Origin of the sequence: Streptomyces sp. NPDC058674 (assembly GCF_042716505.1) — a bacterium.
Taxonomy (GTDB): Bacteria; Actinomycetota; Actinomycetes; order Streptomycetales; family Streptomycetaceae; genus Streptomyces.
On the sequence record NZ_JBHXSC010000037.1, the window covers coordinates 15,586 to 30,812 of the forward strand.

A 15,227-nucleotide genomic window follows, 5' to 3' on the forward strand; every position below is an offset into this window, starting at 1 on the left:
GCGCTGCCCTTCCCTTCCGTGTCCTTCGTCGTGGCCCGTCGTCCCGCGCCGGTTCCGGGCGGCCGGGGCGGTCACCGGCGACCGCCCCGGGGACCGTGCGGCTGTTTTCAGCCGCGGTCGCGCAGTTCCCGTCGCAGGATCTTGCCACTGGTCGTCTTCGGAAGGACAGGCAGGATCTCCACCTGGCGCGGGTACTTGTACGCGGCGATGCGGGCGGCGCAGTAGGCGGACAGCTCCGCCGGCTCGGCCGAGGCGCCGGGGCGCAGGCTCACGTACGCCTTCACGCTCTCCCCCCGGTACGGGTCCGGAACGCCCACCACGGCCGCCTCGCGGACGGCGGGATGGGTGTAGAGCACGTCCTCGACCTCGCGCGGCCAGACCTTGAAGCCGGAGGCGTTGATCATGTCCTTCTTCCGGTCGACGACGTAGAGCCAGCCGGCCTCGTCCATGAACCCGATGTCGCCGGTGCGCAGTTCGCCGTCCGGGAAGGCGCGGGCGGTGTCGTCGGGCAGGCCCCAGTAGCCGGGAACCACTTGGGGGCCGCGGACGGCTATCTCCCCGGCTTCGCCGAGCGGGACCTCGGCGCCGTGCTCGTCGAGGACGCGCACGACGGTGTCCGCGCCGGGCAGCCCGACGGAGAGGGCGCCGGAGGCGGGGTCGACGGGGGCCTCCAGGTGGGCCGGGACGGAGGCGCAGGGCGCGGTGCACTCGGTGAGGCCGTAGCCGTTGCGGAGGTAGAAGCCGAAGTCGGCGCGCAGGCGCTCGACGAGTGCGGGCGGCAGCGGGGCGCCTCCGGAGGAGACCACCCGCAACGAGGCGAAGTGGTCCGCGGTGGCGTCCGGGTGGGCGGCGAGGGCCATGAAGGCGGTGGCCGGGCCGACGGTGTAGGCGGGGCGGTGTTCGAGGAGGGCGTCCAGGACGGTTCCGGCGTCGAAGCGGTGGGCGAGCGCGAGGGTGCCGGCGTTCGCGAAGCAGGCGGCGAGCTGGCAGACCATGCCGGTGATGTGGAAGAGGGGCGCGAGGGCGAAGTAGGTGGCGCCCTCGGGGACCGGGTGGCCGGTGACCTGGCGGACGGCGTTGTAGGTGAGCGCGCCGTGCGGGTTCAGGGCGCCCTTGGGGGTGCCGCTGGTGCCGGAGGTGTAGCTGATGAGCGCGGTGTCGGCGGCGGTGAGGAGCGGGTCGGCGGGGGCGGGGTGGCCCTGGCGGGCCACGGCCGCGAAATCACAGGCGCCGAGGCCGACCTCGCGCACGCCGGGCCCGGCCGGTACCGCCTCGCGGCCCTCCCGTCCCGCCTCGTGTTCGTCCCGTCCCGCGTCGGACTTCAGGACCCGCGGGTCGTTCCTGGTCTGGAAGTCGCGCTCGTGGGCGGTCAGCACGGTCCGTACGGCGGTGCCCGCCGCGGCCCCGCCGAGGTACGCGGTCCACGCGCGGTCGTCGCAGACCAGTGCGACGGCCCCGGAGTCCCGGAGGATGTGTCCGACCTCGCCGGACTTGTACATCGGGTTGAGCGGGACGACCACCGCCCCGGCCTTCCAGGCGGCGAGGACGGCCAGCACGAAGTGCGGGGTGTTCTGCAGCATGACGGCGACCCGGTCCCCGCGGCGGACCCCCCGCAGCGCGAGGTGGCCGGCGACGGAGTCGGAGAGCGCGTCGGCCTCGGCGTAGTCCGTGCGGCCGTCGAAGTAGGCGAGCGCCGTGCGGTCGGGGGCCCGGGCGACGGCGCTGCGGAAGGCGTGGAGCACGCTGGCCGGCGGCGCGACGGGGGCGCGCTGGGCCGGGCTGAGCAGCCCTAGCCAGGGCCGGGCCGCGTACGGCGATCCCGGGGCGGGCGCGATCCCGGGGCTCACCGGTCCTCCCACTTGCGCTGGAGGTGGTTCATGCCGCCCAGCCAGCGGTCCGGCTCGGTGGCGCGGGCGGCGTAGAAGTCCGCGACCTCGGGGTGCGGGAGGATCAAGAACCGGCCCTTCTCCATGCCGTCGAACAGCGCGTCGGCGACCGCTTCCGGCTCGATCGCGGTCGGCGCGAGGACGAGTTCGCCCGCCGATCCCGCGGCGGTCAGCATGTCGGTGCGGACCCCCTGCGGGCAGATGGCGTGGACGTCGACCCCGCGGTGGCGGTAGGTCAGCGAGAGCCACTCGGCGTAGGCGAGCGCGCCGTGCTTGGTGACACTGTACGGCGCCGCTCCGATCATGGTCAGCAGCCCGGCGGCCGAGACGGTGGACACGAAGCGGCCGCTCCCCCGCTCCAGCCAGTCGGGCAGCAGCAGCCGGGCCGCCCGGACGTGGGCCATCACGTTGGTCTGCCAGGCGGCCTCCCAGACGGCCTCGTCGGCGAAGGCGTCGCCGCCCGAGGCGAGCCCGGCGTTGGCGCAGTAGACGTCGACCCTCCCGCCGAGGGCCTCGCGGGCCTCGGCCACGATCTCCGAGGCGTCGCCCGGCACCGCGATCGCCCGCGCCCCGATCGACCCGGCGACGGCGGCGGCCCGCGCGGGGTCGATGTCGTTGACGGCGACGGTGGCGCCTTCGGCGGCGAAGCGCCGCGCGAGGGCGGCTCCGATGCCGCCGCCCGCGCCGGTGACGACGACTCGCTGGTCCTGGTACGCGCTCACGGGGATCACCTTTCGGGGCCGGGTACCGGGGCGCCGGTGGCGGATGGCCACCGTACGTCCGGCGGGGATCCGCGGCGCGGATCGCGGGCAGACTAACCAGTCGGTATGTCCTGACGGAAGGGGTCTGCCGCCTAGCGTGGCCGGATGACTCTGTCGCGACGCGGGGTACTGGGACTGGCGGGGGCCATCGGGGCGGCGGGGGCGGCCGCGACCCCCGCGCCCGCCGCGGCGGCGGGCGGGCCGGCGGGCGGGCAGGCGGGCGGGCGTGTGCGGACCGGCTTCGGGCAGCTCGCCGCGGACGGGTACGCCGCCCTCGCCGGGCAGAAGGTCGGCGTGGTCACGAACCCCACCGGGATCACCGCGGACGCCCGGCACCTGGTCGACGTGCTGCACGCGGACCACCGGGTGGACCTGGTCGCGGTCTTCGGCCCCGAGCACGGCTTCCGCGGGACGGCGCAGGCCGGCGGCTCCGAGGGGGCCTCCCGCGACCCGGCCACCGGGCTGCCCGTGTACGACACGTACGGCCGGAGCGGACAGCGGCTCGCGGACGTGTTCACGACGGCCGGGGTGGACACGGTGGTCTTCGACATCCAGGACATCGGGGCGCGCTTCTACACCTACATCTGGACTTTGTACGACTGCATGCGCGCCGCCGCGCTCGCCGGCAAGGCACTGGTCGTGCTGGACCGGCCCAATCCCGTGGGCGGCCGCAGGCCCGCGGGACCGGTGCTGGAGCGGCCGTACGCGAGCTTCGTGGGGCGGGAGCCGATCGCGCTCGCGCACGGGATGACGGCGGCCGAGCTGGCCCGGCTGTTCAACGGGGAGTTCCTGGCCCGCGCGCCGGAGGGTCCCGTCCGGCTCCGGACGGTGGCGATGACCGGTTGGCGGCGGGAGTCGTTCTTCGACGAGACCGGGCTGCCGTGGGTGCCGCCGAGCCCGAACGTGCCGACCCCGGCGACGGCCCTCGCGTACGCCGGCACCTGCCTGTTCGAGGGGACGAACCTGTCGGAGGGGCGCGGGACGGCCACGCCCTTCGAGGTGGTGGGCGCGGAGGGCCTCGACCGCCGGTGGGCGGAGGCGGCCGACGCGCTGGAGCTGCCCGGGGTGTGGTTCAGGGAGGCGTACTTCACGCCCTCCTTCTCCAAGCACGCCGGGAAGGTGTGCGGCGGGGTCCGGCTGATCGTCCACGACCGGGAGGCCTTCGACCCGGTGCGGGCGGGGATCGGACTGCTGGTCACCGCGCGGCGGACGTGGAGCGGCTTCGCCTGGCGCACCGACCACTGGATCGACCGGCTGACCGGGTCGGACCGGGTGCGCACGATGGTCGACGCGGGAGCCGGGGTCGAGGAGGTCGCGGCCGACTGGGCGGCGGGACTGGCCCGGTTCGCGGCGGTGCGGGAGGAGTACCTGCTGTACCCGTGACGCGGCCGGCAGCCTCCTCCGGCATCCCGGGCCGGCCGGGGGGCTGGTCGGGCGGGCGCGGCGGCGGGATGCTGGCTGCACCGGACGGGCGCGGTGCGAGGGGGGACGTCATGGCGGACGGCGGCGGGATACGGGTGGGGCCCTACGCGGAGCTGACCTTCGACGCCGAGGGGGACCCGGACCGGGCGGCCCAGGCGGAGGTGGCCCGGATGGAGGCCACCGACCTGCTGGTCTTCGCGCACGGCTGGAACAGCGACCGGTCCGCCGCCACCCGGCTGTACGACCGGTTCTTCGCGCCCTTCCCGGGGCTCGTGGGGTCCGGGGTGCGGCTGGGGTACGTGGGGGTGGTCTGGCCCTCGATGCGCTTCGCGGACGAGCCGATACCCGACTTCGACCACCCCGGGGTCCGTCCCGAGCGGGCCGCCGGCCCCGAGCTGGACCCCGGGACCCGGCGGGCCCTCGGGGTGTTCTGGCCGTCGCGGGGGCCGGAGTTGGACCGCGCGGCCGAACTGCTGGCGGCGCGCGAGGAGTCGGCGGCCGCCTTCATCGAGTTCGGCGCGCTCGTCCGGGAGCTGGCCGGGGTGGACGCGGTGCCCACGGCGACCGCTCCCCCGGTACCCGCCCTCTTCACGGAGGACGTGCTGGAGGTGTGCCGGGAGCTCACCTCGGCCCTGGCCCGGACGGGCGCGCTGCCCGCGGGCGCGGTGCCGGCGCAGGGGCCCGCGGGGCCGGTGCCGGCGGGGGGCGCGCCGCGGGTCCTGTGGAACGGCGCCAAGGAGCTGCTGAGGCAGGCCGCGTACTACCAGATGAAGAAGCGGGCGGGCGTGGTCGGTGAGCGCGGCCTCGGTCCGGTGCTGGCCGAGCTGGCGGAGCGGCGGCCGGCCCTGCGCGTCCACCTGATCGGCCACAGCTTCGGGGCGCGGGTGGTGTCCTTCTCGCTGCGCGCGGTGCCGGACGGTGCCCGGTACGTGAAGTCCCTCACCCTGCTCCAGGGGGCCTTCTCCCACTACGCCTTCGCCGACCGGCTCCCGCACGACAAGGGCCGCGGCGGCGCCCTGCGGGGGCTCCAGCGGCGGGTCGACGGACCGGTGGTGGCGTGCCACTCCCCGCACGACACCTCGCTCAAGGTGTTCTATCCGCTGGCCTCCCGGATGGCAGGGGATTCGGCCGCTCTGCTGGGTCTCGACGAGCGGTGGGGCGCGATCGGGCACGACGGGGTGCGGGCGGTGCCGGAAGCACGGCGGCTGGGGCTCGACGCCGCCCTGCGCGACGGGGTGCCCGCGGCCGGTTGCGTCAGCGTGGACGCGGGCTCCGTGGTCCGGCGCGGCGGGCCGCCGGCGGGGGCGCACAGCGACATCTGCCACGCGGAACTGGCCCGGCTGGTGGTCTCCGCGGGGCGCATGGGGCGCTGACTTCCGGCCACGTGCCACCCGCACGCCTCGTCCGCCCCGCATGCGCCTGCCTCTTACCGGGCATGTTGGGCACATCGGCGGAGGTGAAGGTGTGATGGCGGGTTTCCGGAGTTTGGCCTACCAGGTGCGCGACGCGCGCAATGACCGGGCCCTGCGGCGCCACTCCCTGCGCCGCTGCCTGGAGCGGTTCGCCCCGTACGGGCACCGTGCCACGTGGTGGCACCTGTGCGACCGGCACGGGATCGGCCCCGAGGACCGGGGGGCCGATCCGCTGCGGCTGGTCGCCGCGCTGGAGGAGCTGGAGGACGCCCGGGCGGTGTGGCTGGCGTACGAGCGGCAGTTCGCGGAGCGGCGCAGACGGGAGAAGCACCACGGGCTGCGCCGCCCGGAGTGGGCGTGGGGCGGGAGCGGCGACGCGGTGGTGCGGTGTGCTGATCCCGGGGTGCGGCCCGAGGGGACGCTGGGCGAGGTGCTGCGGCGGCTGGTGCGGGCGCTCGAATCGGAGCCGGGTACGGGCTGCCCGGTGTGCGGGGAGCACGAGTTGCGGTGGCCGGCGGCGCTGCCCGGGTCCAGGCCGCGCCCGGTCGGGCCCGGTGGGGCCGACGGGAGCGGAGCGGGACCGGCCCCCTGGGAGGGGGCCTGGGCCTGGGACGGCGGCCCGGTGTGCGAGGGCTGCGGGATCGTGGTGCCGAGACCGGCGCTGGCGGACGCCCCCTCGGCCGGAGCGGCGTGAGGCCACCGCTGCTGGTGTCGCTGAACGGCGCCCGGGGCGCGGCGGACGGCCCGGCCGTGCCGATGTCCCCGCGGGGACTGGCGGAGTCCGCGCTGGCCGCGGTCGCCGCCGGGGCCGGGGAGGTACTGGTGCACCCGCGGACCCCCTGCGGGCGGGAGAGCCTCTCGCCCCGGGTGGTCGGGCCGGTGCTGGAGGAGCTGCGGGGCGCGGGGGCCGGCGTACCGGTGTCGGTGTCGCTGGGGATCGGCGCCGAGCCGGATGCGGCGGAGCGGTTGGCACGGGTGCGGTCCTGGACGGTGCTGCCGGACCGGGCGGCGGTGCACTTCGCCGAGCCGGGGGCGGTGGAGCTGGCGGAGGCCCTGCTCGCGCGCGGGGTGGCGGTGGACGCGGTGGTGCCGCTGGGCGGCCGGACCGGTCCGGAGCCGATGGCGCGGTTCCTGGCCTGGCCGGTGCGCGGTCCGGGCGGCCGGGTTCGGCTGGTCGCCGAGCTGGCGGAGGCCGAACCGGCGCTGGTGGCGGGTCTGGGCGGACTGCCGCCGGTGGGGCTGGTTTTGTACGGGCGCGGGGAGGCGGCCTGGCCGGTCCTGCGGCTTGCCGCGCGGTGCGGTACCGGCGCGCGGACCGGCGCCGGGGACGTGCTGAGCCTGCCGGACGGCCGCCCGGCCCGCTCGAACGCCGAGCTGGTGGCGGCGGCCGGGCGGGCGCTACAGCCGTGAGCCGGTGAGCCGTTCGCCGAAGACGTCGTCGGGGTTGGACAGCGCGCAGTTCTCCAGGGAGAGGCAACCGCAGCCGATGCAGTCCGTCAGGTGGTCGCGCAGGCGGCCGAGTTGGGCGATGCGCTGGTCGAGCTCGGCCCGCCAGGCCTCGGAGAGCCGGGCCCAGTCCTCGCGCGTGGGGGTGCGCTCCTCGGGCAGCTGGGCGAGCGCCTCGCGGATGCTGGCCAGCGGAATCCCCACGCGCTGCGCGGCCCGTACGAAGGCCACCCGGCGCAGCGCGTCACGGGTGTAGCGGCGCTGGTTGCCGGACGTGCGGCGGCTGCTGATCAGCCCCTTGGACTCGTAGAAGTGGAGCGCCGACACGGCCGCGCCGCTGCGCGCGGACAGCTGGCCGACGGTGAGCTCGTGGACTTTCTCGGGAATCTGCGGCACCAGGCCGAGGGTAGTCGGAGGTCCGTTGACATACCCATACGGTCCCAGCATGCTGAGCAAGCGCTTATTCACACGCGCTGCGCGTCCGTCGTCCACGAGTCGTCTGCGAGAGGCAGGATCAGGGCATGACCGAGCCGAGGGTCTTCACGTCCGCCGAGGAGCTGCGCGCCGGAACGGGCGAACCGCTCGGCCCCAGCGGATGGCTGGAGGTGGACCAGAAGCGGATCGACCTCTTCGCGGACGCCACCGGCGACCACCAGTGGATCCACGTGGACCCCGAGCGGGCGGCGTCCGGGCCCTTCGGCTCCACGATCGCGCACGGCTACCTGACGCTGTCGCTGCTGCCCAGCCTGGTCCCGCAGATCATGCGGGTCGAGGGCATGCGCATGGGCATCAACTACGGCACGAACAAGGTCCGCTTCCCGGCCCCGGTCCCGGTCGGCTCACGGCTGCGCGCCACCGCCGTGATCACGGAGGTCACGGAGGCCGGCGGCGGCGTCCAGGTCACCGCGGTGGTCACGGTCGAGCGCGAAGGCGGCGACAAGCCGGTCTGCGTGGCGGAGTCGGTGTCCCGCTACTTCTTCTGAGGGGCGGGCGGCCGCGAGGCCACCATGCGGAGCACGAGGTCGGCGTAGAGCGCGCCGACCTCGTCGGGCGTGCGCTGCCCCGCCACGCTGAACCAGCGGGCCACGTCGATGCAGAGCGACAGCACGGCGAGGGTCGTGCCGGGCACGTCGGGGACGTCGAACTCCCCCGCCTCGACCCCGTCGGCGAGGATTCCGCGTACGGCCGCGTCGCTCCGGCGGCGCAGCGCCACGATCTCGGAGCGGTGCTCCGGAGCGAGGGCATCGAGCTCGTACTGGACCACGCGCGCGGTGGTGTGGTGGGCCGCGTGCCAGCGCACGAAGGACCGTACGGCGCCGTCGAGCCGCTCGGCGGCGCTGCCGGGACCGGCGGCCGCGGTCGTGAGGATCTCCAGCGCCTTGTCGTGGCCGAGCCGGCTGATCCGGTGGAGCAGCTCTTCCTTGGTCTTGTAGTGGATGTAGAGCGCGGCGGGGCTCATCCCCGCCCGGCCCGCGATGTCACGGGTGGTGGTGGCGTGGTACCCGCGCTCGGCGAAGGCCTCGACGGCGGCGACGAGCAGCCGCCGCGCGGCGTCGGGGGTGACCTCCGACCACGGCCGGTAGCCGCCGGTCGTCTCCTCCGCGCTGTCCATCGCCCACTCACCCTCTTCGCCGTACGGGAAGGGACACCTTACCGGAGGGTGAGCAAGCGCTTAGCACCGTTCGGCCGGGCGGGCGGCTCGGCGGCCGGACGGGGCGGTTCGGCTACTTCGGTGCGAAGGGGTCGTACTCCGCCATCATCTTCTCCATCCGGGCCTGGTCCACCCGGCTGACGATCTTCGTGACCTCCTGGCGGTCCCGGATCACCTTGGCGAGGGTGAAGGCGGAGGTGGTGAGGTAGAGGACCGCGATGCCCAGGAAGGCGCGGACCCAGCCGTCCACCTCCAGGTTGTAGATCCCCACGGCGACGGCGCTCATGGCGACGCCGAAGGAGGCAACGGCCTGGCCGTAGTACGCCCCCGTGTTCTGCTGCTTGACCGGTGTCTCGTTCATGGGTCGAGCATCGGTCCGCGCGGCCGCGGGCACATGCGCACGCGTACTCATGCGGGGTACTCAACCCGCGGGGCGCGGCCCCGCTCCGAGGGGCGGGATCGCGCGGGGCGGGGCCTCAGAAGGCGGAAACCCCGGTGCGGGCACGGCCGATGAGGAGCTTCTGGATCTGGCTGGTGCCCTCGTACAGGGTCATCACGCGGGCGTCGCGCAGCAGCTTGCCCGCCGGGTACTCGTCGACGTAGCCGTAACCGCCGTGCACCTGGAGGCAGTTGCTCGCGGCGCGGACGGCCGCCTCGGAGGCGAAGAGCTTGGCGGTGGAGGACTCGGTGGCGAAGGGCTGCCCGCGGTCGATGAGGTCCGCCACCCGCCACGTCAGCAGCCGGGCCGCGTCCACGTCGACCGAGATGTCGGCGATCAGCTCCTGGACCAGCTGGTGCCGGGCGATCGGCTTGCCGAACTGCTCGCGCTGGGCGGCGTACGAGACGGCCGCGTCCAGCGCCGCCTGGGCGATGCCGACGCAGCCCGCCGCCACCGACATCCGGCCCTTGGCCAGCGCGGACATGGCGACCGAGAAGCCCTTGCCCTCAGGTCCGAGCATGGCGGAGGCCGGGACGCGCACGCCGTCGAAGACGAGTTCGGCGGTCGCCTGCCCGCGCAGCCCGAGCTTTCCGTGGATCTCGCGCCGGGTGAGGCCGGGCGCGTCGGCGGGGACGAGGAAGGCGGAGATGCCGCGGTGGCCCGGCTCGTCGTTGGTGCGTGCGAAGAGCAGCACGACATCGGCCCAGGTGCCGTTGGTGATGAAGGTCTTGCCGCCGGTGACGACGTACGCGTCGCCCTCGCGCACGGCCCGGGTGGTGAGACTGCCCGCGTCGGAGCCGGTGCCGGGCTCGGTCAGGCCGAAGCAGCCGAGCGCGTCGCCGGAGCACAGGCGGGGGAGCCAGTCCTGCTTCTGCTCGCGGGTCCCCCAGGCGGCGACGGTCTTGGCGACCAGGCCGAGGGAGACGGAGACGATGCCGCGCACGGCGGAGTCGCCCCGCCCGAGCTCCTCGGTGACCAGGACGTAGGCGAGGTGGTCGCCGCCGGAGCCGCCGTACTCCTCGGGCACGGTCAGGCCGAGGAAACCGAGCGCGCCGAGCTTCTTCACGATGGCCCGGTCGACGCTCTCCGTACGGTCCCACTCGGCGGCGTACGGGGTCACCTCGCGCTCGGTGAACTCGCGCGCGAGCCGGCGCACGGCGCTCTGTTCCTCACTCAGCTCCAGGTCCACCGGGCACCTCCGGGGTCGTCGTGGCGGTATCCGGGCCAGTTAACTAGCACCGGTAGTTTATGGCGGGCAGGCCCTACTATGTGGCGCATGGCCAGACCGCGCAAGCCCCTGCTCAGCAGAACCCTCATCGTCGAGGCGGCGGGCGCGCTGGTGGACGCGGAGGGGCTGGAGGCGGTGTCCACGCGGCGGCTGGCGGCCACGCTCGGGGTCAGCGGCCCCTCGCTGTACAACCACTTCCGGACCAAGGACGAGATCCTGGAGGCGGTGGCGGACGCGGTGAGCGCCCGGGTCGACTTGTCGATGTTCGAGGAGCCGGCGTTCGGGGCGGAGGGCGGCCGTGACTGGCGGGGCGCGCTGCACGCCTGGGCGCACTCGTACCGCGACGCCCTGTCCGACCATCCGAACATCGTCCCGGTCCTGGCCAGGGGGCCCGGCCGCCGGCCGGCGGCGCTGCGGCTGGCGGACGCGGTGTTCGGCGCGATGACGGCCGCGGGCTGGCCGCCGGCGCACGCGACCCGGATCGGCGCGCTGATGCGGTACTTCGTCCTCGGCTCGGCGGTGGCGTCCTTCGCCCGGGGTTTCGTGGACGACGAAGCGGCGTACGACCCGGTGGACTACCCCCACCTGGGCCGGGCGCACCTGCTGGCCGAGCGGCAGCGCGAGGTGGACCAGGGTGCCTTCGAGACGGGCCTGACAGCGCTGCTGGACGGACTGGGCCTGCAGTACGAGGCGCTGCGGGAGGGGCCGGGGCCCGCAGGGGCGCCGCACTGAGCACGGCGGCCCCGGCCCGGCCCGCCGGCGGGGCACCGGCCCGGCCCGGCACCGGCCCGCCGGCGGGGGCGGGCCGCGCGGCGGGGCGGCGGGGCGGCGGGTTAGAAGACGACCAGGGAGCGGCCGCCCTTGCCCGCGAGCATGGCATCGAAGGCGGCGGGGATGCCGTCGAGGGTGATGCGGTCGGTGACCAGGGAGCCGAGGTCGAGGCGGCCCTCGCGGACGTGCTGGGCGATCACCGGGAGGTCGCGGACGGGGTCGCTGTTGCCGTAGACGCAGCCGGTCAGGGTACGGGCGAAGTGGAAGATCTCCAGGGCGTGGAAGGACACCTGCTGCTCCTTGCCGCCGATGCCGACGACCGTGGTGCGGCCGCCCCGCCGGGTGGACTCCCAGGCCCCGCGGATGGTCTCCGCGCGGCCGACGCACTCGATGGCGACGTCCGCGCCCTGGCCCCCGGTGAGCGCCCGGATCTGCTTGGCCGTGGTGTCCGAGGCGAGGACGAAGTCGGTGGCCCCGGCCGCGCGGGCCAGCTCCTCCTTGGCCGGGGAGACGTCCACGGCGACGATCGGGCCCGCCTGCGCGATACGGGCGGCCTGGATCGCGGCCAGTCCGACTCCGCCGACGCCGAAGACGGCGACGGCCTCCCCGGGGAACACCTGGGCGCTGTGGTGGACGGCCCCGTAGCCCGTGAGGACGGCGCAGCCGAGCAGGGCGGCCTCGGCGAGCGGGATTCCGGCGGGCGCGGGCAGCACGCAGTTCGCCGCGACGACGGTCTCCTCGGCGAACGCGGCCACGTTCAGCCCCGGATGCAGCTCGGTGCCCTGCGCGTCGTGGGCGTAGACGGCGCCGACCCCGCTCAGGGCCTCGGCGCAGAGCCAGACCTCACCGATGCCGCAGTGGTGGCACTCCCCGCAGGAGGGCGCCCAGTTGAGCACCACGCCGTCGCCGGGGGCCACGTGCGTGACGCCTTCCCCGACGGCGAGGACGGTGCCCGCCCCCTCGTGGCCGAGGACGGCGGGGACGGGAACCCTCATGGTGCCGTTGGTGAGGGAGAGGTCGGAGTGGCAGACTCCGGCGGCGGTGAGCCGGATCCGGACCTGACCGGGTCCGGGATCGGGCAACACGATCTCCCGTATCTCCAGCGGTGCTCCGACGGCGGGCAGGATGGCGGCGCGGACCATGGTCGTCGTCTCCGTCTTCAGAACTGCAGGGACTTGGTCTGGAGGTACTCGGTCAGGCCGTGCGGGCCCAGCTCGCGGCCGACGCCCGACTGCTTGTAGCCGCCGAAGGGCGCGAGCACGTTGAAGCGGCCGCCGTTGATGTCCACCTGACCGGTGTCCATGCGGCGCGCGAAGGCGGCGGCCGTCTCCGCGTCCGCCGCCCAGACCGCTCCGCCCAGGCCGTAGACGGTGCCGTTGGCGATGCGCAGGGCCTCCTCCTCGTCCTCGTAGGACAGGATCGACAGCACCGGGCCGAAGATCTCCTCCTGGGCGATGGTCATGTCGGGGGTGACGTCGGCGAACACGGTCGGGGAGACGAAATACCCCTGCTCGTGCGGCGCGTCGGGGCCGCCGGCGACGAGGCGGGCGCCTTCCTCGACACCCTTGGCGATGTACCCGCGCACGCGCTCGTGCTGCTTGGCGTTGACGACCGGGCCGAGGCGGGTGCCCGGGTCCCGGGGGTCGCCGGTGGGGTACTTGGCGACGGCGGCGGCCGCGAGCGTGACCGCCTCCTCGTACTGGTCCCGGTGGACGAGCATCCGGGTGAGCGCGTTGCAGCTCTGCCCGCTGTTGTTCATGACGTGTCCCACGCCCGCCGCGACGGCCTTGGCCAGGTCGGCCCCGGGCAGGATGACATTGGCTGATTTTCCGCCCAGTTCGAGGGCGACCCGCTTGACGGCGGCGCCGGCGGTGGCGCCGATCTGCCGGCCGACGGCGGTGGAGCCGGTGAAGGAGACGAGGTCGACCCCCTCGTGCGCGGCCAGGGCCTGCCCGGTGACCGGGCCGGTACCGGTCACCAGGTTGAAGACGCCGGCCGGGATGCCCGCCTCGTGCACGGCTTCGGCGAAGAGCTGCGCGGTCAGCGGGGTGTCCTCGGCCGGCTTGAGGACGAGGGTGCAGCCGGCGGCGAGAGCGGGTGCCACCTTTGCAACGATCTGGTGCAGCGGGTAGTTCCAGGGCGTGATGGCCCCGACGACCCCGACCGGCTCCAGCAGCACGGTGGAGTTCCCGATCCGCTCCTCGAAGGCGTACGAGGCCGCGAGCTCGGCGTAGGAGGCGGCCACGGCGATCGGCGAGCCGACGTGGACGTTCTCCGAGAACCCGCGGGGGGAGCCGAGTTCGGCGGTGATCGTCTCGGCGATCTCCGTCTTCCGTGCGGCCAGCACGTCGCGCAGCGCTCCGATCAGGGCGGCCCGCTCGGCCGGAGCGGTGGCCGCCCAGCCCGGGAAGGCCGCACGGGCCGCGCGTACGGCCTCGTCCACATCCTCGGCGGTGCCGGCCGGCACCGATGCGATGACCTGCTCGTCGGCGGGGTTGACGACCTCGATCCGCTCGCGTCCGGCGGCGGGCCGCCATTCCCCGCCGATGTACATCCCGTCGTGGGCCTTCATGGCATTTCCTCCCGAGCACGCACGAGCGCGTAGACCTGTACCTCGCGGACACCCTACAAACTAGCGCCGGTAGTTTTCGGCGCGCCAGGGTTGGCGGAGATCAGATGATGCCGAAAAGCATTCCTGCCGCGAGGACGACCAGGGAGGTCAGGGCCGCCCATTTCACGGTGAAGCGGGTGTGGTCGCCGAACTCGACCCCGGCCATGCCGACGAGGACGTAGACGGCCGGAACCAGCGGGCTGGACATGTGCAGGGCCTGGCCCACGAGGGAGGCGCGGGCGATCTCGAGCGGGGAGACCCCGTGCGCGGCGCCGGCCTCGGCGAGGACGGGCAGGACGCCGAAGTAGAAGCCGTCGTTGGACATGAAGTAGGTGAGCGGCAGGCTCAGCAGGCCGGTGACCAGGGCCATGTGCGGGCCCATGCCCTCGGGGATGGCGCCGACGAGCCAGTCGGCCATGTCCTTGACCATGCCGGTGCCGGTGAGGACGCCGGTGAACACGGCGGCGGCGAAGACCATGCCGGCGACGTTGAGGACGTTGTCCGCGTGGGCGGCGATCCGGGCCTTCTGATCCGGCATGTGCGGGAAGTTGACGGTGAGGGCGAGGGCGGCGCCGAGGAGGAACAGCACCGGGATGGGCAGCAACTCCATGATCATGGCGCTGAGCAGCGTGACGGTGAGGCCGGCGTTGAACCAGTAGAGCCGGGGCCGCAGGGTCGGGCGGTCGGGGTCGAGCCCCTGGAAGCCGTCCTCGGGGGCGGGCGCGGCGGCGCCGGCCCGCGGGGCCGCGCCGGGGGCGGGGGCCGGGTCGAAGGACGGGGAGCCGGCCGTCCCGACAGGACCGGCGGACGCGGCGGACTTCACGGGCCCGGACGCGGCGGGCGGGGTGGCCGCGGTGGCCTCGGCCTGCCCGGCCCCGGCCCCGGCTCCTGCCGGTACCGGGAGCATGCGCGCCTCGGCGGGCTCGGGGGCCGGCGGAGCCGGCCGGGTCTCCGCGGGCCTCCCCTCCCCCGGCAGCACCAGAAGGCCGACGCGGCGGCGCTCCTTGAGGCCGAGGGCGTAGGCGAGGACGAAGACGAAGAGCAGCCCCGCCGCGAGGGCCGGGATCATCGGGACGAACACGTCGGCGGCGTCGAGCTTGAGGGCGGTGGCGGCGCGGGCCGTGGGACCGCCCCAGGGGAGGGTGTTCATGACGCCGTTGGCGGTGGCCGCGACGCCCGTCATGACCACCAGGCTCAGACCGAGCCGCTTGTACAGCGGGTACATGGCCGAGACGGTGATCATGAAGGTGGTCGAGCCGTCCCCGTCGAGGGAGACGATCGCGGCGAGGACCGCGGTGCCGACGACGACGCGCACCGGGTCGGCCTTGCAGAAGCGCAGGATGCCCCGGACGATCGGGTCGAAGAGGCCGACGTCGATCATCACGCCGAAGTAGACGATGGCGAACATCAGCATGGCGGCGGTCGGGGCGAGTTTGCCGACGCCGTCGATCACGTAGTCGCCGAGGTGTGCACCCTGTCCGGCGAACACGCAGAAGAGCGCGGGGATGAGGACGAGCGCCGCGATGGGCGACATTTTCTTCAGCATGATCAGGACCAGGAAGGTCACGATCATGGCGAAGCCGAGGAAGGTCAGCATGCT

15 protein-coding genes are annotated in these 15,227 nt (G+C 74.5%); 6 read left to right on the forward strand and 9 right to left on the reverse strand.

What is annotated here, in order from left to right; genetic code table 11:
- Window positions 1–107 precede the first annotated feature (107 nt).
- Together ACFWU6_RS19925 and ACFWU6_RS19930 are read right to left on the reverse strand one after the other, a co-directional pair.
- A complete protein-coding gene (locus tag ACFWU6_RS19925; RefSeq protein WP_383982226.1) occupies window positions 108–1,847 on the reverse strand; it encodes an AMP-binding protein in 1,740 nt (579 codons plus the stop codon).
- Window positions 1,844–2,617 (reverse strand): SDR family oxidoreductase, encoded by a 774-nt coding sequence (locus tag ACFWU6_RS19930; protein ID WP_383810166.1) that lies wholly within the window; start codon window positions 2,615–2,617, stop codon window positions 1,844–1,846. Before ACFWU6_RS19930 ends, ACFWU6_RS19925 begins: the two co-directional genes overlap by 4 nt.
- A gap of 135 nt (window positions 2,618–2,752) precedes the next feature.
- On the opposite strand from ACFWU6_RS19930, the gene ACFWU6_RS19935 reads away from it, so the two are divergent.
- The 4 genes from ACFWU6_RS19935 (at window position 2,753) to ACFWU6_RS19950 (ending at window position 6,891) form a co-directional block, all read left to right on the forward strand.
- The gene (locus ACFWU6_RS19935; RefSeq protein WP_383982228.1) at window positions 2,753–4,030 is read left to right on the forward strand and encodes an exo-beta-N-acetylmuramidase NamZ domain-containing protein; all 1,278 of its coding nucleotides are present in this window, start codon (window positions 2,753–2,755) and stop codon (window positions 4,028–4,030) included.
- Window positions 4,031–4,140: 110 nt separating this feature from the next.
- Window positions 4,141–5,442: a serine-threonine protein kinase gene (locus ACFWU6_RS19940; protein ID WP_383982230.1), complete on the forward strand. Its 1,302-nt coding sequence runs from the start codon at window positions 4,141–4,143 to the stop codon at window positions 5,440–5,442.
- A 94-nt stretch (window positions 5,443–5,536) separates the two neighbouring features.
- Window positions 5,537–6,175: a hypothetical protein gene (locus tag ACFWU6_RS19945; RefSeq protein ID WP_383810174.1), complete on the forward strand. Its 639-nt coding sequence runs from the start codon at window positions 5,537–5,539 to the stop codon at window positions 6,173–6,175.
- Window positions 6,172–6,891, forward strand: coding sequence for a 3-keto-5-aminohexanoate cleavage protein (locus ACFWU6_RS19950; RefSeq protein ID WP_383810177.1), 720 nt, complete (start codon window positions 6,172–6,174; stop codon window positions 6,889–6,891). The genes ACFWU6_RS19945 and ACFWU6_RS19950 overlap by 4 nt, the downstream gene beginning before the upstream one ends.
- On the opposite strand, the gene soxR is transcribed toward ACFWU6_RS19950, so the two are convergent.
- A complete protein-coding gene (soxR, locus tag ACFWU6_RS19955; RefSeq protein ID WP_383810180.1) occupies window positions 6,880–7,323 on the reverse strand; it encodes a redox-sensitive transcriptional activator SoxR in 444 nt (147 codons plus the stop codon). The two genes, ACFWU6_RS19950 and soxR, sit on opposite strands and share 12 nt — an antisense overlap.
- Window positions 7,324–7,448: 125 nt before the next feature.
- Here soxR and ACFWU6_RS19960 point away from each other — a divergent pair, with 125 nt between their 5' ends.
- Window positions 7,449–7,910: a MaoC family dehydratase gene (locus ACFWU6_RS19960; protein ID WP_383982232.1), complete on the forward strand. Its 462-nt coding sequence runs from the start codon at window positions 7,449–7,451 to the stop codon at window positions 7,908–7,910.
- Here the strand turns inward: ACFWU6_RS19960 and ACFWU6_RS19965 are convergent.
- The 3 genes from ACFWU6_RS19965 to ACFWU6_RS19975 form a co-directional block, all read right to left on the reverse strand.
- Window positions 7,898–8,539, reverse strand: coding sequence for a TetR/AcrR family transcriptional regulator (locus ACFWU6_RS19965; protein WP_383982234.1), 642 nt, complete (start codon window positions 8,537–8,539; stop codon window positions 7,898–7,900). The two genes, ACFWU6_RS19960 and ACFWU6_RS19965, sit on opposite strands and share 13 nt — an antisense overlap.
- 112 nt (window positions 8,540–8,651) lie before the next feature.
- Complete coding sequence (locus tag ACFWU6_RS19970; RefSeq protein ID WP_383810189.1) at window positions 8,652–8,939, reverse strand: YiaA/YiaB family inner membrane protein; 288 nt, start codon at window positions 8,937–8,939, stop codon at window positions 8,652–8,654.
- A gap of 115 nt (window positions 8,940–9,054) precedes the next feature.
- Entirely contained in the window at window positions 9,055–10,206 is a 1,152-nt protein-coding gene (locus ACFWU6_RS19975) for an acyl-CoA dehydrogenase family protein (RefSeq protein WP_383982236.1), read from the reverse strand.
- Window positions 10,207–10,293: 87 nt separating this feature from the next.
- On the opposite strand from ACFWU6_RS19975, the gene ACFWU6_RS19980 reads away from it, so the two are divergent.
- Window positions 10,294–10,977: a TetR/AcrR family transcriptional regulator gene (locus ACFWU6_RS19980; protein WP_383810195.1), complete on the forward strand. Its 684-nt coding sequence runs from the start codon at window positions 10,294–10,296 to the stop codon at window positions 10,975–10,977.
- Window positions 10,978–11,078: 101 nt separating this feature from the next.
- Here the strand turns inward: ACFWU6_RS19980 and ACFWU6_RS19985 are convergent, their stop codons facing one another.
- From ACFWU6_RS19985 to ACFWU6_RS19995, 3 genes are all read right to left on the reverse strand, one after another.
- Complete coding sequence (locus tag ACFWU6_RS19985; RefSeq protein WP_383982238.1) at window positions 11,079–12,158, reverse strand: zinc-binding dehydrogenase; 1,080 nt, start codon at window positions 12,156–12,158, stop codon at window positions 11,079–11,081.
- Between the two features lie 17 nt (window positions 12,159–12,175).
- On the reverse strand, window positions 12,176–13,588 hold the full coding sequence (locus tag ACFWU6_RS19990) for an aldehyde dehydrogenase family protein (protein ID WP_383808774.1): 1,413 nt from the start codon (window positions 13,586–13,588) through the stop codon (window positions 12,176–12,178).
- 100 nt (window positions 13,589–13,688) lie between these two features.
- Entirely contained in the window at window positions 13,689–15,224 is a 1,536-nt protein-coding gene (locus tag ACFWU6_RS19995; RefSeq protein WP_383982240.1) for a CitMHS family transporter, read from the reverse strand.
- Window positions 15,225–15,227: the final 3 nt, after the last annotated feature.